Origin of the sequence: Ruegeria sp. HKCCD7251, from assembly GCF_013031165.1 — a bacterium.
GTDB lineage: Bacteria > Pseudomonadota > Alphaproteobacteria > Rhodobacterales > Rhodobacteraceae > Ruegeria.
Window position 1 is genome coordinate 1 of the sequence record NZ_WPZC01000011.1, and the last position, 22,648, is coordinate 22,648.

Sequence of the window (22,648 nt, forward strand, 5' to 3'; positions counted from 1 at the left end):
GCTCGTCAGGCTCATAACCTGAAGGTCGCAGGTTCAAATCCTGCTCCCGCAACCACTTGGGTCCAACAGAGTCTCGAACAAGCCGCCGCAAGGTGGCTTTTGTCGTTCTGGACCTATCCCGCTGTAAGCACTTTGGAATCACCCCGCGTGGGAAATCCTGCACTGACCGCCACAATTGCAAAGTATTTCACCAGAACCAATACCCGATCAAATCGCCAAAACGAATATCTATCCAACGGATTGTCTCAAAGCCGATCGTAAAAGCGATTTCTGATGTTCTTGCTATACGCCGTCGCGCTCGTGGCAACGGTTTATGACGCATTTGTCGTTGCCGAAAAATTTACCCAATGTTTAGGTAAAAACGAATTAACTTCTTGATTTAAAGCACAAAAAAGACACGCCGAGCCCACGTACTCCGCAACCCTTCTTTCTAGTTTCAACCCAGACCGCAACTGGAATTGGAGATGTCGTTATGTCGGGATTGGGTATTTCGCCGCGCTTAAGTCTACGAGGGTTTCGTGCAAGGATATTGGTGGTTTTTCTGGTCTTTGGTGCCTTGTTTTCTGGCACGGCTTTTCAGGCCGCTGCCAAGACCCAAAATTTGTATATCGTCGGCAACGATCGGGGTGGATACTTGCACGACCGGTTGATCGAATTGAAGAACTTACAGCGGAACCGGGTCTTGGTTGAAATACGTGGCCGGGTCTGTTTTTCAACATGTACGATGTTTCTTGGGTTGCCGGGCGCCTGTGTCGATCCCGATACTATGTTTGGCTTTCACGGACCATCGCGAAGTGGTCGCAAACTTCCAAAGGAAGATTTCGAATATTTTAGCCGGGTCATGGCGGGCTATTATCCCGAACCGTTGAAGTCATGGTTCATGAACAAGGCCCGAAACCGCATCAGTGGTGTGTATAAAGTCAAAGGGGCTGAGCTTATTCGAATGGGGATATCCCCTTGTAGAGAGGCTTGAACGGTCCTTGCTTGCCCATTGGTGTGCGGGCGGCTATCACTCACAAGCCGGAGCGACTACCGGCCAAGCCCGCAAGTCTGTGCACTAAAGGTTAAAGGGAATGCTGCAATAGTGCTGTCTTCGTTGCTCAAACGATTTAATCAACCAGCGGCCTTTTCGACGCCTGATCCGGATGCCCCGATTTGCATAATCGGGGACGTCCACGGGTGCATTGCCCAGTTGGAGAAAATGCTCTCCCAAGTTCCGCAGGACCACCGCGTCATACTTGTAGGGGACTATGTAGACAGGGGAGAGCACAGCGCCGAGGTGCTGCGTCTAGTCAGTGAGCGTTCGGACTTTACCTGTCTCATGGGAAATCACGAGCAGATGTTGCTGAAATTTCTGAGCGATCCCACCTGTCATGGACCACGGTGATTGCGGTATGGTGGATTACAAACACTGTCCTCTTTCGGCGTTCGCGGCGTGAGATCAGAAATGAACGATGCCGAGTTACAGGACTGCCGCGATAGGTTGGAAGACGTCATGGGCCAAGACATGTGCCGCTGGCTTGAACAACTCCCGACATCGGACTTGTCGGGCAACGTTTTTGTGACCCATGCCGGTGCGGACCCGAATGTTCCGGTCGATCAGCAAAATGAGGAAATTCTGATCTGGGGGCACCCGTCTTTTCAGAAGTCGGATCGCAGCGATGGGGTCTGGGTCGTGCATGGCCATACAATAGTTGATGAGCCGAGCGCCGAACGTGGTCGCATTGCTGTTGATACCGGAGCATTTGCAACTGGCTCCCTGAGCGCCGTATGCCTTGACGGAAGCGAACCCAGGTTTGTTTCCGTAGGTCATTGATGACAGGAGCAATTGGCGCGATTAACCGATAGTTTCCTGACTAACTTCAGCGATAGATAGACCTACCGCATTGTAAAACTGCACTGAAGACGCAGCGCAGGCTCAAAGATTGGGCGGTGCTTATTGTTTCATCCTGATTGCGCGTGAATTTAACCTCCTTCAATTGATACACTTGTCAGCGCCAGCGTCATTTATTAGGACCACCCCAAGTAAATCAAATTTCGAGCTTTTTATGTTGATAACACCTGTCCTTCTCTGCGGTGGTTCCGGTACTCGGTTGTGGCCTCTGTCCCGGAAAAGCTATCCAAAACAATTTGTTCCGCTTGTTGGCGAGGAAACTTTGTTTCAAGCGTCGGCGCGACGTCTGTCCGGGAAAAACGCAGATTTGCAATTTGCGGCACCAGTCGTTCTTACCAATTCGGACTTTCGATTCATTGTTGCCGAGCAACTACAATCAATTGGTATTGATCCAGGCAAAATTTTGATCGAGCCGGAGGGCCGCAATACCGCCCCTGCAGTTCTGGCCGCTGCGATTCAGACGTTTAACGAAGATAAGAATGCAGTTCTTTTAGTCGCTCCGTCTGATCATGTGGTGCCAGATTCCGTTGCATTTCAAGCCGCAGTCGTCCGTGGATTGGATGCGGTGGCAAAGGGTCAACTGGTGACGTTTGGCATAACTCCGACGCACGCGGAAACGGCCTATGGGTATCTGGAACTTGCCTCGGCCCCGGACAGTGATGGATCACCGGTCCCGCTGAAACAGTTTGTCGAAAAACCGGATTTGGCCCGCGCGACCGAGATGCTGGCCGCTGGGAATTTCAAATGGAACGCTGGTATTTTCCTGTTCCGCTCTGCCGACATTATAGCGGCATTCCGGCAGTACGCCCCAGAGCTGATAGAGCCCGTTCAGGCATCTGTTGAGACCGCAACGCCCGATCTGGGCTTTTTGCGTTTGAACCCGGAGCATTGGCAAAAGGCCAAAGATATTTCCATCGACTATGCCGTGATGGAAAAAGCTGACAACCTATCCGTGGTCCCTTTTGACTCGGCTTGGTCAGATTTGGGTGGTTGGGACGCGGTCTGGCGCGAAAGTGGCCCCGACGAACAGGGTGTTGTCACAAGTGACGGCGCCACAGCGATTGACTGTCACAACACGCTGTTGCGGTCGGATAGTGAACAGCTTGAAGTCGTTGGAATTGGCCTGGAAAATATCATCGCGGTTGCGATGAATGATGCGGTTTTGGTGGCGGATTCTTCGCGGGCTCAGGACGTAAAACAGGCGGTGTCTGCGCTGAAGGAGAAAAACGTTCCTCAGGCCACCGCATTTCCAAAAGACCACCGTCCCTGGGGATGGTTCGAAAGCCTTGTAGTTGGCGATCGTTTTCAGGTGAAACGCATTTGTGTGCATCCGGGCGCGTCCCTTAGCCTGCAAAGCCATTTTCATCGGTCCGAACACTGGATCGTGGTTGAGGGCACGGCGCGAGTCATCATCGACGACACTGATCAATTGGTGACTGAAAATCAGTCAGTCTATATTCCGCTGGGTGCTGTCCACCGTATGGAAAACCCGGGCAAGGTACCGATGGTCCTGATCGAGGTGCAAACGGGCGTGTATGTCGGCGAGGACGACATCGTCCGGTACGAGGACAAATACGCGCGCGGCCAGGGCGCTAAGGGCTGACCCTCGTGAAAGTCGCGATTGTTCATTATTGGCTTGTCGGTATGCGCGGCGGCGAAAAGGTGCTTGAGGCGTTCTTGGACATGTATCCGGACGCCGTCATCATCACCCATGTCTACGACCCCGAAAAAGTCAGTGCAAAGGTACGGCAGCACGAAGTTCGCGAGACATTCATCGGCCGATTGCCGGGGGCGAAGAAGCACTATCAAAAGTACCTTCCGTTCATGCCTATGGCGCTGGAACTGGTGGACATGCAGGAGTTTGATCTGATCCTGTCCAGTGAGTCCGGGCCTGCGAAGGGGATTATCCCGCGCCCTGATGCGACGCATATTAGCTACTGCCATTCACCGATGCGATATATCTGGGATCATTACCATGTGTACCGCGCGCAGGCTGGCCGTGTCGCGCGGTTGGCAATGCCTATCATGGCCCATAAGCTGCGTGTCTGGGACGTGTCGACTGCCGCGCGGGTCGATCAGTTCATCGCCAACTCGTCCTTTATCCGTCAAAAACACGTTTGCCAATTCCCGCGTAAAACCCGGTTGGGGGTGTTTGCGTCGAGGGTTCTTGGGTTTTGCTGCCTTGGAAACGGGACGGGTGAGAAAAATCAAGCATAAAAACAAACCCTGAAACTTAGTCAGCGCTAGTGAATGCAGCGCTAAGAGGAGTGACTGGGTCTTCTGTTAAACTTAGAAGTTTAAAACTTTAAGATTAAAAATGATATTTTTGTGAATTTTTTAACCCCCTGTTTATTTGTTGAGCTGGGGATATGAAATAGCCGCAAAATGAGAAGGTTACCCGACGTTATTTTACACGTATAAGGAGAGCATTGCCGTTCCCCTTCATACCACGCCGTCAGGGGAGAGCCAACACGCTTCATTGCGTTCAGTGTGTCGACCTGACGTAAAGCGACTGGGTGACTTGAGGCGCCCACGTAGGCAACCTCGTGGTTTCGCGCTGCGCGAAATTGCAGTGCACTTCCACTTGTTGAAGATGGTGTTGGACTTGGTGCAAGCGCAGGGTTGGTTTTTCCTGTTGCAAGTTTTGGATCGTTCCAGTAACGATTGGATCGTTCCAGTAAATCCGTGAATCGCTGGAATCGGGGAGGTCGTCATGAAGAAACTGGTATCAGCCCGGCAAGCTGCCGAAGTGGTCCCTGATGGGGCTGTTGTCTCGGTTTCGTCGTCGTCGGCCTTGGGTTGTCCTGATGCTGTTCTAAAAGCCATCGGCGACCGGTTTCAGCAGGACGGCCATCCGCGCGACATTACTTCGCTTCACCCTATCGCGGCTGGCGATATGTATGGTGTTAAGGGGATGGAGTATCTGGCGCAAGACGGGTTGCTGACGAGGGTATTGGCGGGGTCTTATCCTTCGGGGCCATCCAGCCTTGAGATGCCGGAAATCTGGAAAATGATCGTCGAAGATCGCGTCGCGGCTTATAACGTGCCGTCCGGTATCATGTTCGACATGCAGCGTGAGGCGGCGGCGCATCGACCCGGCGTGCTGACGCAGGTGGGTCTGGATACTTTTGTCGACCCGATCCGAGAAGGTTGCGCGATGAACGCACGCGGGGCTACGGACCCGATTGTCGAGCGCGTCGAGTTTGGTGGCCAGACATGGCTGCACTTTCCAAACACCATACCCAATGTCTGTATTCTGCGAGCCACCACAGCAGATGAATTCGGCAACCTGACCTATGAGCATGAGGGCGCTTATCTGGGTGGGTTGGAGCAGGCGATTTGCGTGCGAAATCACGGAGGGATCGTGATTGCTCAGGTTCAGCGGGTAACAGCGGAAGGCAGCCTGCGTCCCCACGATGTCCGCGTACCGGGGCATCTGGTGGACCTGATCGTCGAAGATCCGGACCAGAAGCAGACCACCGAAACACCCTATGATCCCGCGATTTCGGGTCAGGTCATGCGGCCCTGGGACAGCTTCTCGCTTGCCGAGCACGGTGTGGAAAAGGTCATCGCACGCCGCGCGGCCATGGAGTTGCGCTCGGGCATGAGCGCAAATCTTGGGTTCGGTATCAGCGCCATGGTCCCCCGGATATTGTTGGAGGAAGGACACCCCAAAGCCGTGACCTGGGCGATTGAGCAGGGCGCGGTTGGCGGCGTTCCCTTGACCGGGTTCGCCTTTGGCTGTGCCTCGAACGCTCATGCCTTTGTGCCGTCGCCGCAGCAGTTCATCTATTTTCAAGGGGGTGGGTTCGATATGTCATTCCTCTCGTTCCTTGAGGTCGATGTGGACGGCAATGTGAACGTGTCGAAGCTTGGGAAAAAGCCCTATCTGACCGCAGGGTGCGGCGGTTTTGTGGATATTACAGCGCGGGCCAAACGGATCGTGTTCTCGGGCTGGTTTGAGGCTGGGGCGAAGATTGATCTGGGAAGCGACGGCATCCGGGTTACCACGCCGGGCAAGTTCACCAAGATGGTGGACAAGGTTGAACATGTCACCTTCTCGGGTCGTCGTGCACGGGAAACCGGGCAAGAGGTGATCTATGTGACGGAACGCTGCGTGATTCGCTTGACGGATGAGGGGTTGGTTGCGACTGAAATCATGCCGGGGATCGACGCGCAGCGCGATATTATTGCCGCCTCGGGCGGGCGCGTGACAGTGGCAGAAAACGCAACGCTGATGCCGGCCTCTCTGTTCCTTGAAGGACCGATGGGACTGCAGTTGTGAGCAATATCGCCTTTGATATCCGGGGCCACGCGGCGATTGTCACTTTGGACAATGTCGCCAAGTTGAACGCCCTGACGATCCCAATGCTTGACGCGTTGGAGGCCCGTGTGCGCGAGGTTGAACGGGATGCAGCAATCCGCTGTCTGATCTTGACCGGATCTGGCGAAAAGGCGTTCTGTTGCGGGGCCGATATCGGCGCGTGGGGTGGACTCAGCCCCGCCGAGTTCGCGCGTCATTGGGTGCGGGATGGACATCGTATCTTTGACCGGTTGGCGCGGTTGGGCAAACCCACCATCGCTGCCATGAACGGGCATGCCTTTGGCGGTGGGCTGGAACTGGCAAGCTGCTGTGATCTGCGCCTGCTGGCCCCACGTGCAACCCTCGCCCTTCCCGAAGCGCGGGTCGGTATTGTTCCCGGCTGGTCCGGCACGCAACGCCTGACCCGGCTCATCCCTGAAGGGGCCGTCAAGGAAATGGCCCTGTTTGGACGCAGGATCGGGGCAGACCGCGCGGTGTCGCTGGGTTTTGCGGCTGAAGTGGCCGAAGACGTATTGGGCCGCGCGCTGGAACTGGCTGCTGATCTGGCGGACCTGTCCCCCCGCGCCACTGAAATCGCCAAGAACATGATCCACGCGGCCGTAGGCGAAGACCGGGACGCGGCCGTCGAAGCGCTTGGAAGCGCGGCCATAGCCGCCTCCGCCGACCGTGACGAAGGTGTGAATGCCTTTTTGGAAAAACGTAACCCTCAATATTCGGGCCTGTGACGTAATGAAAGATATGACGATCAACCCAGCCATCCCGTTCGACCTGCCGCCGCTGTTCGAGGGTCGGCATATGATCAACGGGATCTGGCAGGACAGCGCATCGGGCGAGACGTTCGAGCGTCGCTCGCCCTCGCACGGGCATATCGTCAGCCGGTCCGCCTTGGGGGGCGAGGCCGAAGCTGAGGCGGCCATTCAAGCCGCCCGCACAGCGTTCGACAGTGGGGCTTGGAGCCGCGCGTCGGGCAAAGAGCGTGCCACGGTTCTTTTGAAGGTCGCTGACCTGATTGAACAGAACGTAGATCGGATCGCCGTCATCGAAACGCTGGAAAGCGGCAAGCCGATCAGTCAGTCCAGAGGTGAGGTCGGTGGAGCGGCCGACCTCTGGCGATATGCCGCGTCCTTGGCGCGCAGCACCCATGGCGACAGCCACAACACGCTGGGCGCCGACATGATGGGTGTGGTTCTGAAAGAGCCTATTGGTGTGGTGTCGATCATCACCCCTTGGAACTTCCCGTTCTGGATTCTCAGCCAGAAACTGCCCTTTGCATTGGCGGCGGGATGCACGGTTGTCGTGAAACCCTCGGAAATGACCCCCTCCACCACCCTGATGCTGGGCGAGTTGCTGATCGAGGCCGGGCTGCCGGCAGGCGTGTGCAACATTGTTCTGGGCCATGGCGTACCGGTCGGCAGCGTATTGTCCACGCATCAGGCGGTAGACATGGTGAGCTTCACCGGCTCGACCGCAGTCGGCAAGACAATCAGTGCGGTGGCCTCGGATACGCTCAAGAAAGTGGCGCTGGAACTGGGCGGCAAGAACCCGCAGGTGATCTTCCCGGACGCAGATCTGGAATCATCGGCGGATGCGGTCGTGTTTGGGGTCTATTTCAATGTCGGCCAATGCTGTAACTCGAGCAGTCGCATAATCGTGCATGAGGACATTGCCGAAGCCTTCACCAAGCGGGTGGTTGATTTGTCCCGTAAGGTGAAATTCGGTGATCCGATGGATCCGACTACACAGGTCGGTGCCATCGTCACGCCGGAACACAACGCCAAGATCGACGCCTACGTCAAAGACGCGCAGACCGCCGGTGCCGAGATTGCCATGGGCGGTGACCGTCTGCAGGTCGAGGGGCTTGGCGATCAGTTCTACCAGCCTACCATCGTCATCAATGTCCAACCGGACATGCCGATTGCGCGGGATGAGGTGTTTGGCCCGGTTCTGACGGTCCTGACATTCAAAACACTGGACGAAGCCGTCGCGCTGACCAATGATAGCGTTTACGGTCTGTCGGCTGGGGTCTGGAGTACCAATGTCCACACCTGCCTTGAATTCGCCCGCCGCGCAGAAGCGGGAACGGTCTGGACCAATACCTGGATGGACGGATTCCCCGAGGTTGCGTTCGGTGGGGTCAAGCAATCCGGGCAGGGGCGGGAAATCGGACAATATGGGTTCGAGGAATTCTTCGAAGTGAAATCTGTGGTTATGCGCATCGGCGACAGCCGTGCGCCATGGGTGTCGCAAGACTGAACGGCGCATCAAACATCAATAAGCGCCAGAAAAAGATCGCATTTAGGGAGGAAACAACAATGCGTAAACTTTTGAAAACAAAATCGGTAATTGTGGCAGGGCTGCTGTGTACCACCAGCCTGGCGCACGCCGAAGAGGTTGAGGTTCTGCACTGGTGGACCTCGGGCGGTGAAGCCGCGGCGCTGAATGTTTTGAAAGACGACCTTTCGGGTCAGGGCGTTGGCTGGACGGACATGCCAGTTGCCGGCGGCGGCGGTGAGCAGGCAATGACTGTTCTGCGCGCGCGTGTCACTGCAGGCAACGCACCCACAGCCGTTCAGGGTCTGGGGTTCGATATTCAGGACTGGGCCGCGCAGGGTGCGCTGGCTGATCTGAACGACGTGGCGGCCAAGGAAGGCTGGGACGATGTGGTTCCGGACGCGCTCAAGGCATTTGCAAAGTTTGACGGCAAGTGGGTTTCGGCTCCGGTCAACGTGCATTCGACCAACTGGGTTTGGGCGAACAAGTCGGTGCTGGACGCAAACGGTATCGCCCAGCCGACCAACTGGGACGAGTTCGTGGCCGCTGTTGAGGCGCTGAAAGCGGCGGGTGTGACACCCATCGCGCATGGTGGTCAGGCATGGCAGGACGCGACCGTTTTCGACGCCGTGGCAATGTCCACGCTTGGCCCGGACGGGTACAAAGCCGCCTTTATTGACCTGGACGAAGGCACTTTGGGTGGGGACGCCATGAAAGAGGCGTTCGATCGCATGGCCTTTATCCGCGACAATGTTGACGAGAACTTCTCGGGTCGCGACTGGAACCTGGCGACGGCGATGGTCATCAATGGCGAAGCTGGTTTCCAGATGATGGGTGATTGGGCCAAGGGCGAATTCCTGAACGCAGGTAAAGTGCCGGGTCAGGATTTCTTGTGCTTCCGCTTCCCCGGTACCGCAGATCAGGTGACCTTCAACGCCGACCAGTTCATGATGTTCGATCAGGGTGGGTCGGTTTCGGCAGAGCAGGCGGCGCTTGCGAGCGCGATCCTGTCACCCTCGTTCCAGTCGGCGTTCAACGTGGTCAAAGGTTCGGTTCCGGCGCGGACCGATGTCAGCGACGCGGATTTCGACGACTGCGGCAAGCAGGGCATGAAAGATCTGGCTGCGGCTGCGGCTTCGGGCAACCTGTTCGGCTCGATGGCGCATGGCCACGCGGCGCCCGCATCGGTCAAGAACGCCGTTTACGACGTCGTAACGGCGCATTTCAACGGCGAATATGACAGCGAAACCGCAGTGGCCGAACTGGTCGACGCGGTGTCGATTGCCAAGTGATCAGTGATCCTCGTGACGGGGCGGCGGTTTAGCCGCCCTGTCCAAAGAGGGCGCTCAACGCTTTAAAACACAACTCGCAGGAGGGCGCGCCATGGCTGCTTCAGCCGACGCGGATTTCAAGACTCGCCTTCAGAATTGGATACCCAAGCTGGTCCTGTCACCGTCGCTGGCGATGATGCTTGTCTTTGTGTACGGGTTCATCCTGTTCTCGGTCTACCTGTCGTTTACCGACAGCCGCATCCTGCCGACCTTTGGCTGGGTCGGATGGGAAAACTACGACAAGCTGTGGCGTCTGAGCCATTGGGAAACCTCGCTGATCAACATGGGGATTTTCGCAGGGCTCTATATCGTGATCTGCACCTGTATCGGGCTGGGACTGGCGATTTTCCTTGATCAGAAAATCCGCGGCGAAGGGCTGTTGCGCCCGATCTACCTGTACCCGATGGCGCTGAGTTTCATCGTTACCGGCACGGCATGGAAATGGTTTCTGGACCCGGGCATCGGGCTGGAAAACGTCATGCACACATGGGGGTGGACCAGTTTCGAATTCGACTGGATCAAGAACCGCGATTACGCGATCTACACGGTCGTCCTGGCTGCTGTCTGGCAAACCAGCGGGTTTGTCATGGCGATGTTTCTGGCCGGTCTGCGCGGCATCGACAATGAAATCCTGCGCGCGGCGCAAATGGATGGGGCGTCGAACTGGAACCTCTATCGCCGGATCATCATCCCGCAACTGCGTCCGGCATTTCTGTCAGCCTTCGTGATCCTCAGCCACCTTGCGATCAAAACCTTTGACCTTGTGATCGCGCTGACTGGCGGCGGACCTGGACGGGCCACCGAACTGCCCGCAACCTTCATGTATTCCTATACGTTTACGCGGAACCAGATGGGGATCGGCGCGGCCTCGGCCACGATCATGCTGATGACCATCGCGGCGATCATGATCCCCTACCTATACGCTGAATTGCGGGAGAAACGCTGATGTCTCAGGCCTCGCAAGATACCGCGATCCGCACGGGCCGCGTTGCCCGCACGCTGATCTATCTGGTGCTGCTGCTGTTTGCGTTGTTCTACCTGCTGCCGCTTTACGTGATGCTGGTGAACTCGGTCAAACCGCTAGAGGAAATCACCGGCGGCGGCATGATGAACCTGCCGCAGGTGTTCACGCTTGAGCCGTGGTTCAAGGCGTGGTCCTCGGCCCAGATCGGGGTCGATCCTACGGGATTGAAGCCTTACTTTTGGAACTCGATCAAGATGGTGGTTCCGGCTGTTATCGTGTCGACCGTCCTTGGCGCGCTGAACGGTTATGTGCTGACCAAGTGGCGGTTTAAATACGACACCATCCTGTTCGGGCTGATGCTGTTTGCCTGTTTCATCCCGTTCCAGATCGTGCTGATCCCGATGGCGCGGATGCTGGGCATCATCGGACTGGCGGGCACGACTTGGGGTCTGGCGCTGGTGCATGTGGTCTATGGGATCGGGTTCACCACGCTGTATTTCCGCAACTACTATGCCGTGTTCCCGACCGAGCTGATCCGCGCGGCGCAGATCGACGGGGCGGGGTTCTTTCAGATTTTCTGGCGCATCCTGCTGCCCAGCTCGGGCCCGATTGCGGTGGTGTCGATCATCTGGCAGTTCACCAACATCTGGAATGACTTCCTGTTCGGCGCGTCTTTTGCTGATGCCAATAGCCAGCCGATGACTGTCGCACTCAACAATCTGGTGCAGTCATCGACGGGTGTTAAGGAATACAACGTACATTTTGCTGGCGCCATTCTGGCCGCCATGCCAACTCTGCTCGTCTATATCGTGGCCGGTCGTTACTTCGTCCGCGGCCTGATGGCGGGTTCCGTGAAAGGATAAGGCGTCATGGGCTTTCTCGATATCGACAACGCGACCAAGTCTTACGGCTCGGTTGAAGTGCTGCACAAGGTCGACATCTCGGTGCAGGAAGGAGAGTTTCTCGTTCTGGTCGGGCCCTCGGGCTGTGGCAAGTCCACCTTGCTGAACATGATTGCAGGGTTGGAAGAGATCACCAGCGGCGAGATCCGCATCAAGGATCAGGTGATGAACGGGGTGCACCCGTCGAACCGCAACATCGCCATGGTGTTCCAAAGCTACGCGCTGTACCCCAACATGACCGTGGGCCAGAACATCACCTTTGGACTTGAGATGCACGGTGTCCCCAAGCCCGAGCGTGAAAAGGCCATGGCCGAGGTCGCCAAGCTGTTGCAGATCGAACAGTTGCTGGACCGCAAGCCGGGGCAGCTTTCGGGCGGTCAGCGGCAGCGCGTGGCCATGGGGCGGGCCCTGGTGCGCGAGCCGGATGTGTTTCTGTTCGACGAACCCTTGTCCAACCTTGACGCCAAGCTGCGTGTCGACATGCGGACCGAGATCAAGAAGCTGCACCAGAACCTCGGCACCACCATCGTCTACGTGACCCACGACCAGATTGAGGCTATGACGCTGTCCAGCCGCATCGCCGTGATGAATGGCGGCTACGTGCAGCAACTGGGCACCCCGCAAGAGATCTATGACACCCCCGCCAATATCTTTGTGGCGACCTTCATGGGCTCGCCCGCGATGAACGTGCTGCCTGCAAAGGTGGTGATGTTGAACGGGCGGCCCCACGCCGAAGTCGCCTTGTTTGACGGGTCGATGGCACAACTGCCCTTCAGTCAGGACAACCTGTCCCATTGGGACGGGCGTGACATCCTGTTGGGCATTCGGCCCGAGACCATCACGGATATGGATGGCGCGGATCGAAAATCCTCGAACATAGCGACGATGACCAACCGGATCGTGGTGACCGAGCCCGCCGGGTCAGACACGTTTGTCTCAATGCAATTGGGCGGGCGCGATGTGATTGCGCGGATGCGCTCGGATGCAGAGGTTGCGCCGGGGCAGGATTTCACCTTTGCCGTGAACATGGAAAAGGCTGTGGCCTTCGATCCTGAAACCGAGAACCGCATTCAGGGGTAATGCAACCCGACATCCTCATAATCGGGTCCGGCATGGGCGGCGCGACCCTTGCGGCAGCGTTGGCCCCGTCCGGTCGTCGCATCCTGATCCTTGAGCGCGGCGTCAGGTTGGAACCGTCTGCGCAGGACCGGGATGCTAAAGCGATCTTTGGCGATGGCGTGTTTCGTCCTGATGAAACGTGGTTGGACGGACATGATCAGCCGTTCAATCCCGGAAACTATTACTTTGTCGGCGGAAATTCGAAATTCTACGGCGCGGCTCTGATCCGGTATCGGGCCGAAGATTTTGCCCCAATGCTGCACCGTGACGGCACAACACCGGGCTGGCCGGTCACGTATGATGATCTAGAACCCGATTATCAGGCCGCCGAAGACCTGTATTGCGTACGCGGCGATCCCAGCCAAGACCCGACCGAGCCACCGCATTCCGGTGCTTACCCGTTTGGTCCGGTGACGCATGAGCCGGACATGCAGGATCTGTTTGCACGGCTACGGTCCGTTGGCATGTCGCCGTCAACCATCCCGCTTGGGCTGGATCTGGACAGGTGGCTGGCCGCTGGCGATACCACGTGGGACGCTTTTCCCAACACCTGCGGCGGCAAGATGGATGCCGAAACCTGTGGACTGGCCGAGGCGCTGAAACATGAAAACGTGACACTCAAGACCAACGCGCGTGCGCAGCGGCTTGTTGCAGACGCGAATGGTCGGGTGAGCGGTGTTGAAGTTGAAGTGGACGGCCGTCAGGAGACACTGACCGCGCCGATTGTGGTGCTGGCAGCGGGCGCGGTTCAATCTGCGGCTTTGCTTCTGACTTCTGCGGATGCGGCGCGCCCTTCGGGTCTGGCCAATCGGTCGGATCAGGTGGGACGGAACTTCATGAACCACAACTGCTCGGCTGTGCTGGCGCTGCACCCACTACGCCGCAACAGGTCGGTCTATCAGAAAACCCTGATGGTGAACGATTTCTACCTGACAGACGGTCAGGGTGGGGCTCCGCTGGGTAATATCCAGATGTTGGGCAAGATCACCGGTCCGATCCTCGCGGCAACGACGCCAATGCCTAGTTGGGTTGCTTCGTTGATTGCAGACCGCAGTTTCGATTTCTACGCCATGTCCGAGGATCTGCCTAACCCCGACAGCCGCGTGACGCTGAAGGACGGGCAGATTAGGCTGGACTGGCAGCGTTCGAACTGGGACGCGCATTTGGAGCTGGTGCGCGTGCTGAAGCGCAAGCTTCGCAAGGCAGGTTTTCCCGTTGTTTTGTCCAGGTCCTTTGACCGCCGCACCCCGTCGCATCAATGCGGCACCGCACGGATGGGCGCGGACCCGACCGCAAGTGTGGTGGACACGTTCTGCCGCAGCCACGACCACCCGAACCTGTTCATTGTCGACGCCTCGGTCCTGCCGACCTCGGCGGCTGTAAACCCCGCATTGACCATCGCGGCGCTGGCCTTTCGCGCCGGACGCCACATCCAGGAAAGAGAATGGGCCGCATGACCGCTGGTTACGACTTTATTGTTATCGGAGGCGGTTCCGCCGGATCAGCCATCGCCGCCCGCCTGTCGGAAAACCCCGACGCGCGCGTTTTGCTGCTCGAGGCCGGTGGTGGCGACCGCAACCCCCTGTTCCACCTTCCCGCAGGGTTTGCCAAGATGACCAAAGGCATCGGGTCGTGGGGATGGAGCACGGTTCCGCAACGGTCGATGCAGGACAAGGTTTTCACCTACACGCAGGCCAAGGTGATCGGCGGCGGTTCGGCCATCAATGCGCAGATCTATACGCGGGGCGCGGTGCAGGATTATGATGAATGGCGTCAAATGGGTTGCGAAGGATGGGGGTATGACGACGTTCTGCCCTATTTCAAGAAGTCCGAAGACAACGATACCTATAGCGGGGAATTCCACGGTCAGGGCGGTCCGTTGGGCGTTTCCATGCCCGCCGCGCCGCTGCCGATCTGTGACGCGTTTATCGAGGCCGCGGGGCAGGTGGGCATTCCGAAAACCACCGATGTAAACGGGGAAAAGCAGGACGGGGCAGGCTATTATCAGCTCACCCAGCGCAACGCGCGCCGATCATCCTCGGCCATGGCGTTTCTTGCGCCCGCGCGGTCGCGGTCCAACCTGACGATCCAGACCAATGCACAGGTGCGCCGGATCACCGTCGAAGGTGGTCGGGCCACAGGGGTCGAGATGGCCGATGGCAGCAAGATTACCGCGGACCAAGAGGTGATCCTGTCCTCCGGCGCGATCGGTTCGCCGCGCCTGCTGCAACTGTCGGGGATTGGCCCGGCAGACGGGTTAAGGGCGCTGGGGATCGACGTCGTGTTCGACCAGCCCAATGTAGGCGCGAACCTTCAGGATCATCTGGACCTGTATGCGATTTGCGAAGTCACGGGCCCGCACACCTATGACCGTTATGCCAAGCTGCACCTGTCGGCGCTTGCGGGTCTGCAATATCTGCTTACACGTAAAGGGCCTGTCGCCTCGAGCTTATTTGAGACTGGGGGGTTCTGGTACGCGGACGAAAATGCCCGTTCGCCCGATATTCAGATGCATCTGGGTCTCGGCACGGGGATCGAGGCCGGGGTCGAGGCGATGCCCAATGGAGGGGTGACGCTGAACGCGTGCCACCTGCGGCCACGGTCCCGAGGTTCGGTCCGGCTGCGCAGCGACAACCCGGCAGATATGCCCTTGATCGACCCCAATTACCTGTCGGACCCCTATGATCGTGAGATGTCCATTCGTGGCTTGAAACTGGTGCAGCAGATTTTGGCGCAGGACGCGCTGAAACCCTATGTTCTGGCCGAGCGTTTGCCGGGGCCGGATGTGCGCACCGACGAAGATTATTTCAACTTCATCTGCGTCCACTCCAAAACCTCGCATCACTGCGCCGGAACCTGCCGTATGGGGAGCGACGATCAGGCGGTCCTGGACCCGCGCCTGCGGTTCAACGGGATCGATCGGTTACGGGTCGCCGATGCCTCGGTGATGCCGACGGTGAACTCGTCCAACACAAACGCGCCGTCGATCATGATCGGCGAAAAAGCGGCAGACATGATCAAACAGGACAACGGATACGCGACATGATCCGACATATCGTACTGACCAAATTCAAACCCGACGTACCGGAAGACACTATCCAGAGAATTTATGCCGGGCTGGCCGCCGTGACCGAAAAATTGCCCGGTGCGCGGAGTTTCACAGGTGGCCGCTCGGAAAGCCCCGAGCAGATTGAGCGCGGCTATATGCACGGCTTTGTCATCGACTTTGACAACTGGGATGCGCTGCAAAATTACACCGACAATTCCGAGCATAAGGCATTGGGCCGTCAGCTTGTTGAAAACGCGGTCGGAGGGATTGACGGCATTCTGGTGCTGGATTTGAACCTGTAGGCAAATATTCGGGGTAAACAGAACAGGGCGACATAGAATATGGGCCAGAGACCAACGATCTTAGACGTGGCAAAGCACGCAGGCGTTTCAAAATCGACTGTCAGCCTTGTTTTGCAGGGAAGCGACTCGGTCAAGGCTGAAACGCGCGACGCGGTCCGCAAGGCGATGGCTGAGATCGGTTATGTGTACAACCGTTCTGCCGCAACGCTTCGATCATCCTCATCCGGTTTGATCGGATTGGTGATCAATGATCTGCGCAACCCCTTTTTCACCGAGTTTGCGGCCCTGTTTCAGATGGAATTGGCGCGAAACGGCTTTGCCACGGTCATGGCCAACACGGATGAAGATCCAGAACTGCAAAAAAGCATGATCTCGACCCTGACCGAGCATGGGGTTTCAGGGTTCGTGATCTCTCCGGCGTATGGCGATGTCGAGGACACGCTGGCCCTGTTCGCCGCGTCCGGTACACCGACATTGCAAGTGTTCAGAACCCTTGATGCGCAGGCGCAAAGCCTGCCGTTTTTTGCGCCGGATTATCATCTTGGCAGTCGTATGGCGACCGAACATCTGTTGGAGAAAGGGTGCAAACGCGTCGCCTTTCTGGGTGGTTTGGAAGGGCGCCCTGTCACGCAGGAGCGCATGAGCGGCTATCTGGAAATTCTGAACGAAAAGGGTTTGCCGCCACTGGTTTTGACCGGCGAGGCCACACGCTCTTTCGGGAAGTCCATTGTGGGACAGTTGCGGCGCGACCATCCGGATGTGGATGCCGCGATCTGTTTCAACGATCTGGTGGCTTTGGGTGTTATGTCAGCGTCGCATCAGTTGGGGATCGAGATTGGCACCGACCTGCGTGTGGTGGGGTTTGACGATATCGAAGACAGCAAGGACAGCCACCCGCCCTTGTCTTCGGTTTGCTGTGACATTCCCGACTTTGCCAAGTCCACGGCGGAACAGATCCTGAATTGGGTCAAGACCGGAACGAAACCCAGCAGCCTGAATCGCAGCCCGGTGCGCCTGATCGCGCGCGCCTCAAGCGATCTTTAGTCAGGCGAGACTTGCTTAAGAAAAAGGAGAAGATCATGTCTGAGGTAAGAGTTGCTGTTCTGGGTGCATCGGGCTGGATGGGCCGCGTTCACACGATGGCGTTCCAGACCTTTCCGCATTTTTTTGGCAACAGCTTTGGTACTGCGCGGGTCACGGCGCTGGTTTCCTCGAATCCCAACGCCGAGCAAGAGCTTGCGTTTCGCGCCCCTCACGCCAAGATTCTGAAGACCTGGCAAGAGGCCGTGGCCGACCCTGAGATCGACCTGATCGACATCTGCCTGCCTGACAATCTACATTACGAGGTGGCCAAGGCTGCGCTTTTGGCGGGCAAGCACGTGTTTTGTGAAAAGCCCCTTGCCGATACTGCGGCCGAAGCGTTGGAATTGGCCCAGATCGCGCGGGAAAAGGGCGTGATCACCCGCATTGGCCACGCCTTTCCCCGCAACCCGGTGCATGACCGCGCGAAAGAGATTATCGAGGCGGGTGAGATTGGTGAGATTACCCTGTTCAAGGGCTGTCAGCATGTCGACATGTACGGGAATCTGCAGACGCCCTATATGTGGCGCGCCGACGGGGATCTTGCCCCCACCGGCATTGTTGGGGACACGGGATCACATGTCTTCAGCTTCATGGATTTTCTGGTCGGGCCGGTAACATCCTTGATCGCGGACACTTATGTCGTGACCGACAAACGCCCGGTGGTGGAAGGTCTCGGCCTTGGTGAAGTTCCCGAACTGACCGGGAATGAAGAATGGAAGCCCATCACCAACCCGGACGGCGCGAATGTCCTGTGCCATTTCGCCAACGGAGCCCGCGGGATGGTCGATTTCAGCCGCACCGCAACGGGCCGAAAATTCATGCAAAGCTATGAGGTTTACGGCACCAAGGGCAGTCTGGCCTACAATTACGACGAATTGAGCCGCCTGAGATTTTACACCAATGATGATCCGACCGGTCGGCGCGGCTATCGTGAGATTGATGTTGGTCCCGAGCATGACACCTATGGCGCGTTTCTGCCGCTGCCCAATTTAGGGCTGGGCTATAACGAAAGCAAAATCATCGAAGCCGCCGAAGTCATTAAATCCATCACCACAGGCGAACCGATGTGGCCCACTTTCGATGCGGGCCATCGCATTTGCCAGATCGTCGACGCCTGCATGTCATCATCGCGCCTGAAGCGCTGGATCGACATCGACTGATACGCCATAAGGACCGATCTTCATGAGCACCACTGTCCCTCAGGATATTCTCGACGCACTGACCGATGTGGCCATGCCGCGCCTGCGGCCGGAACCGGAATTGTCGAGAACCGTCCGTATCGGCGGGTATGACATTCCCGTCCATGCCTGCGGAGGTCTTGTGATCGGCAGCGGAGCCGCCGGGTTGCGCGCAGCCGTCGAGATGAAAAGGCGCGACGTGGACGTGACCATCGTCAGCCAGAGCGCGTGGGGCGGGACCTCGGCCTGTTCCGGTTCGGACAAACAGACTCTGCACACGGCAAATACGAAAGATCATGGCGATGACTTTCAGGACATGGCAGCGGCAATTGGGGCAGGCGGCGCAATGGACGAGGACACGGCATATATCGAGGCGGTCGGCTCGATCCGCGCGATGGCATCCCTGCAATATCTGGGGCTGCCCCTGCCGCAGGATGCGCTGGGTGGCACCTTGCGCTACCAGACGGATCATGACGAGGTCGGGCGTGCCACAAGCTGCGGTCCCCGCACCTCGCGATTGATGGTGCAGGTGCTGGCGCAAGAGGCGATCCGGCTGGACATCCCCTTCTTTAACCATACGACGGCTGTAAACGTTCTGACCGAAGATGACCGCGTGGTTGGCCTGTTGGCAATCCGCCCCAAGGCCAGTTCGGATGCAAACCCCTATGGGCTGACGCTGTTCACCTGCAATGCACTGGTCTTCGCGGCCGGAGGGCCCGGAGAGCTGTATCGCGACAGCGTGTTCCCCAATGGCTGTTTCGGCACGTTGGGGCTTGCGCTTGAGGCTGGTTTAGAATTGGTCAATATCACCGAAAGTCAGTTTGGCATCGGCACGCGGCGCGAGGGGTTTCCGTGGAACCTGTCGGGCACTTATGTGCAAGTGATCCCGCATATTTATTCGATGGATGACAGCGGGGCCGAGCATCACTTTCTGGCTGACTATTATCGCAGCACGCAAGAGATGGCCTCGAACATCTTTCGCAAGGGCTATCAATGGCCGTTCCATGCCACACGGATGCTGGACTTTCAGTCCAGCCTTGTCGATCTGGCGATCGTGCGGGAAAACCAAAAAGGTCGGCGGGTGTTCATGGATTTCAACCGCAACCTTTTGCCTGTGCCGGGTGATCAGCCGTTCAGTCTGGACCGTTTGGATGACGATGTGCGCAGCTATCTGCGACATGCCGGGGCCGTTCACGATCTGCCAATCGACCGGCTGCGCCATATGAACCCGCTCTCGATTGAGCTGTATAAGCGCTACAAGGTGGACATCACTATCGACCCGTTGGAATTCGCGGTGAATAACCAGCATATGAATGGCGGTATTGCCGTGGATATCTGGGGCCGCACCAACGTCGCCGGGATCTATGCAGTTGGAGAAGCCGCGGGCACCCATGGCGTCACGCGACCCGGTGGATCGGCTTTGAACGCCGGACAGGTTTTTGGTACCCGCGTCGCGGAACATATCGCGGCCAGCCGGATGGCGCAGGAGGCGTCGAAACTGGACGCCACGACCTTGGCAGAGCACGCGTTGACCCGGATTGAGGCAACTCTGAATACCAACAGCTCCCGCGACGCTGCCGATATTCGTTCCGAAGTCCAGGCCCGCATGAGCGATCACGCCGGCATCCTGTGCACGCCCAAGGACGTATCGGCCGCGCATAAGGCGGCCAGCGACCTGAACGCGCAAATCCGGCGCAACGGGATCTCGTTTAAGCGCAGCGGCGAGGTCGGGCGCGTATTGCAATGGCAGCAGATGTCGCTGGCCTCCGAAGCTGTATTGGCGGCGTTGGATCATTATATCGCCAAGGGCGGCGGCAGCCGCGGGGCCCGCGCAATTTGCGATCCCAACGGGGATACTCTGCCCCAAGCGGCGCATGGACCGATACCGGAGGTTAGGTTTCGATCCGAACGAGAAGCAGACATGCGCGAACAACTTCTCGTTCATATGGACGGCGAGGATATGGTTGTGTCGCACCGAAAAATCCGCAGGTTTGATCAAGATGCCCGTACCTTTTTCGAACGTGACTGGCCCGCGTGGTTAACCGGGGCCATCTACGATCAAAACGATGGGGATACGGTGCCTTGCTGAGTTTCACGTCAAACAAGGCCGTCGCGATTGGTGAAGCCATGATCGAAATGGCCGATTTGGGCGACGGTTCGTACAAGCGCGGCTTTGCCGGGGATACGTTCAACACCGCCTGGCATATGGCGCAGATCCTTGGCGAAAAGGCGTCGATTGGTTTTGTCACGAAGGTCGGGACCGACAAGGTCTCGTCCGCGTTTCTTAAGCAGTTGGACGAGGACGGTCTGGTAACGGATGGGATAGGCCGGGTCACCGGTCGTACCATGGGCTTGTACATGATCGAACTGGATGGCGTCGAACGCAGTTTTCAATACTGGCGCGAGGCTTCGGCGGCGCGTCTGCTTGCGGAGGATCGCGATTGGTTGCAGCAGGTGGTCGAAGGTGCGGGTCTGATCCACCTGTCCGGGATTACGCTGGCCATTCTGTCGGCCCAAGCCCGCGCGGTTTTGTGGGATGTGCTGGCCGAAGCGCGCTCGGCCAACGCCTTGGTTTCTTTCGATCCGAATATACGCCCCCGGCTTTGGTCGTCTGCCGAAGAAACGCGTGAGACGATCGCCAGATTCAACCAGATCACCGACATCGCATTCCCCAGCTTTGATGATGAACAAGGTCTATGGGGCGATGCGTCCCCGGCGCATACGGTTGAACGGCTTGGGGCAGCGGGCATTTCGGAAGTTGTCGTCAAGAACGGTCCAGCCCCTATGATAGCGTTGGCGGAAGGTCAGACAACGACGACTGAGACCCCCAAGGTCGAAGGAATTCGTGACACTTCCGGGGCTGGCGATGCGTTCAATGCGGGTTATCTGTCGGCACGCTTGAGCGGGCAGCCTCAGGCGGCGGCAATCGCGTGGGGTCAAAAGCTGTCGGGTGAAGTTATTCGGCACTATGGCGCGCGCATTCCCAAACCCGCCGTGCCTCGTTTTGAGAACTGACCAATGTATTGGATCGGGCCACCCGAACAGCCTCGATCAGGTCTGGGACGCGCTGGTTTTGCGCGGAACAAACGCCCCGATTTCAGTGCCTAAAAATTGCTCATCCTGCTGTTTCATACACCGCTGTTGACCGGAAAAAATTTGACTGAACAGTAAAAAAATGCTGCCATCCCTGAAAACAGGAGAGTGTGATGGCAAAAAATAACATGACAAGAAGACTGTTTCTTGCCGCTGTTGCTGCGGCGTCAACGATATACTCTGTCGGTGTGGCTGCGGCCGAAACGGTCAAGGTTGCAGCGATCTATACGCTGCCCGTGGAACAGCAATGGATCAGCCGTATCCACAAGGCGCTTAACGCGGCGGCTGAGAGGGGCGACATCGAATACGTCTTTTCCGAGAATGTGGCCAACACCGACTATGAGCGCGTGATGCGTGAATATGCCGAACAGGGCTCGCAACTGATCGTAGGCGAGGTGTTCGGGCTGGAGCGCGCCGCGCGCAAGGTGGCCAAGGATTACCCGGACACGGCCTTCCTGATGGGATCGTCCTTTGGGCCTGTCGGTCCGAACTTCTCGGTCTTTGACAACTGGATTCACGAGCCGTCCTACCTGACCGGCATGGTTGCTGGTGCGGCCACGGAATCGAATGTCATTGGTATGGTCGGCGGATATGCCATCCCCGAGGTGAACCGCCTGATGAACGCCTTCATGGATGGCGCGCGCGAGGTGAACCCGGATGTCAAATTCCTCGTGACCTTCATCGACAGCTGGTATGACCCGCCCAAGGCCAAGGAAAGTGCGATTGCGATGATGGATGCAGGCGCGGACATCATGTATGCCGAGCGTTTTGGTGTGTCGGATGCGGCGGTAGAGCGTGGCGTCAAAGCCGTTGGCAACGTGATCGACACGTCGGGTGATTATCCCGGTACGATCATGGCGTCGGCCCTGTGGCACATGGAGCCCACCATCGACAAGGCCATTGCCAACGTCGCCAGCGGGTCGTTCGAGGCCGCGGATTACGGCCAGTACAGCTTTATGGGATATGGCGGCGGTTCCATGGTTCTGGATGAAGAACTGGTGCCCTCCGATGTGGTCGAAGCGGTCAACGCGCGACAGGCCGAGATTATGGACGGGCTGTTCCGCGTCAACGTGAACGACGACCGACCCGTTTCCGACAACTGATCTTGTTCGGGCCGGTCCACAAACCGGCCCGTTTT

The 22,648-nt window shown here is 57.7% G+C and carries 20 protein-coding genes; all 20 read left to right on the top strand.

Features of this window, described 5'->3' with window-relative positions; genetic code table 11:
* Nucleotides 1–472 precede the first annotated feature (472 nt).
* Complete coding sequence (locus GOX75_RS18950; RefSeq protein WP_254428847.1) at nt 473–973, top strand: hypothetical protein; 501 nt, start codon at nt 473–475, stop codon at nt 971–973.
* 111 nt (nt 974–1,084) lie between these two features.
* A complete protein-coding gene (locus tag GOX75_RS20540; RefSeq protein WP_371808197.1) occupies nt 1,085–1,387 on the top strand; it encodes a metallophosphoesterase in 303 nt (100 codons plus the stop codon).
* Between the two features lie 60 nt (nt 1,388–1,447).
* A complete protein-coding gene (locus tag GOX75_RS20435) occupies nt 1,448–1,816 on the top strand; it encodes a hypothetical protein (protein WP_254428849.1) in 369 nt (122 codons plus the stop codon).
* A gap of 232 nt (nt 1,817–2,048) precedes the next feature.
* Nucleotides 2,049–3,497, top strand: coding sequence for a mannose-1-phosphate guanylyltransferase/mannose-6-phosphate isomerase (locus GOX75_RS18960; RefSeq protein WP_171125766.1), 1,449 nt, complete (start codon nt 2,049–2,051; stop codon nt 3,495–3,497).
* A gap of 5 nt (nt 3,498–3,502) precedes the next feature.
* A complete protein-coding gene (locus GOX75_RS18965; protein ID WP_174825738.1) occupies nt 3,503–4,111 on the top strand; it encodes a hypothetical protein in 609 nt (202 codons plus the stop codon).
* A gap of 496 nt (nt 4,112–4,607) precedes the next feature.
* Nucleotides 4,608–6,179: an acyl CoA:acetate/3-ketoacid CoA transferase gene (locus GOX75_RS18970; RefSeq protein ID WP_171125768.1), complete on the top strand. Its 1,572-nt coding sequence runs from the start codon at nt 4,608–4,610 to the stop codon at nt 6,177–6,179.
* Entirely contained in the window at nt 6,176–6,943 is a 768-nt protein-coding gene (locus tag GOX75_RS18975) for an enoyl-CoA hydratase/isomerase family protein (protein ID WP_171125770.1), read from the top strand. Before GOX75_RS18970 ends, GOX75_RS18975 begins: the two co-directional genes overlap by 4 nt.
* The gene (locus GOX75_RS18980) at nt 6,900–8,471 is read left to right on the top strand and encodes an aldehyde dehydrogenase family protein (RefSeq protein WP_254428850.1); all 1,572 of its coding nucleotides are present in this window, start codon (nt 6,900–6,902) and stop codon (nt 8,469–8,471) included. The genes GOX75_RS18975 and GOX75_RS18980 overlap by 44 nt, the downstream gene beginning before the upstream one ends.
* A 59-nt stretch (nt 8,472–8,530) precedes the next feature.
* Nucleotides 8,531–9,781 carry an ABC transporter substrate-binding protein gene (locus GOX75_RS18985; RefSeq protein ID WP_171125772.1) on the top strand — a complete coding sequence of 417 codons (1,251 nt, stop codon included), beginning with the start codon at nt 8,531–8,533 and terminating at the stop codon, nt 9,779–9,781.
* A gap of 91 nt (nt 9,782–9,872) precedes the next feature.
* Nucleotides 9,873–10,766, top strand: a complete 894-nt coding sequence (locus GOX75_RS18990) for a carbohydrate ABC transporter permease (protein WP_171125774.1) — start codon at nt 9,873–9,875, stop codon at nt 10,764–10,766.
* Nucleotides 10,766–11,647 (top strand): carbohydrate ABC transporter permease, encoded by an 882-nt coding sequence (locus tag GOX75_RS18995; RefSeq protein WP_171125776.1) that lies wholly within the window; start codon nt 10,766–10,768, stop codon nt 11,645–11,647. Before GOX75_RS18990 ends, GOX75_RS18995 begins: the two co-directional genes overlap by 1 nt.
* A gap of 6 nt (nt 11,648–11,653) precedes the next feature.
* The gene (locus GOX75_RS19000; protein WP_171125778.1) at nt 11,654–12,766 is read left to right on the top strand and encodes an ABC transporter ATP-binding protein; all 1,113 of its coding nucleotides are present in this window, start codon (nt 11,654–11,656) and stop codon (nt 12,764–12,766) included.
* Nucleotides 12,766–14,262: an FAD-dependent oxidoreductase gene (locus GOX75_RS19005; protein WP_171125780.1), complete on the top strand. Its 1,497-nt coding sequence runs from the start codon at nt 12,766–12,768 to the stop codon at nt 14,260–14,262. Before GOX75_RS19000 ends, GOX75_RS19005 begins: the two co-directional genes overlap by 1 nt.
* Nucleotides 14,250–15,851, top strand: a complete 1,602-nt coding sequence (locus tag GOX75_RS19010) for a GMC family oxidoreductase (protein ID WP_254428851.1) — start codon at nt 14,250–14,252, stop codon at nt 15,849–15,851. Before GOX75_RS19005 ends, GOX75_RS19010 begins: the two co-directional genes overlap by 13 nt.
* The gene (locus GOX75_RS19015; RefSeq protein ID WP_171125782.1) at nt 15,848–16,156 is read left to right on the top strand and encodes a Dabb family protein; all 309 of its coding nucleotides are present in this window, start codon (nt 15,848–15,850) and stop codon (nt 16,154–16,156) included. Before GOX75_RS19010 ends, GOX75_RS19015 begins: the two co-directional genes overlap by 4 nt.
* A gap of 66 nt (nt 16,157–16,222) precedes the next feature.
* The gene (locus GOX75_RS19020; protein ID WP_371808198.1) at nt 16,223–17,200 is read left to right on the top strand and encodes a LacI family DNA-binding transcriptional regulator; all 978 of its coding nucleotides are present in this window, start codon (nt 16,223–16,225) and stop codon (nt 17,198–17,200) included.
* 35 nt (nt 17,201–17,235) lie between these two features.
* On the top strand, nt 17,236–18,399 hold the full coding sequence (locus tag GOX75_RS19025) for a Gfo/Idh/MocA family protein (RefSeq protein WP_171125785.1): 1,164 nt from the start codon (nt 17,236–17,238) through the stop codon (nt 18,397–18,399).
* 22 nt (nt 18,400–18,421) lie between these two features.
* On the top strand, nt 18,422–20,506 hold the full coding sequence (locus GOX75_RS19030) for an FAD-binding protein (RefSeq protein ID WP_171125787.1): 2,085 nt from the start codon (nt 18,422–18,424) through the stop codon (nt 20,504–20,506).
* Nucleotides 20,500–21,432, top strand: coding sequence for a sugar kinase (locus GOX75_RS19035; protein ID WP_171125789.1), 933 nt, complete (start codon nt 20,500–20,502; stop codon nt 21,430–21,432). Before GOX75_RS19030 ends, GOX75_RS19035 begins: the two co-directional genes overlap by 7 nt.
* A 191-nt stretch (nt 21,433–21,623) precedes the next feature.
* Nucleotides 21,624–22,613 carry a BMP family protein gene (locus GOX75_RS19040; protein WP_171125791.1) on the top strand — a complete coding sequence of 330 codons (990 nt, stop codon included), beginning with the start codon at nt 21,624–21,626 and terminating at the stop codon, nt 22,611–22,613.
* The last annotated feature ends 35 nt before the right edge of the window (nt 22,614–22,648 follow it).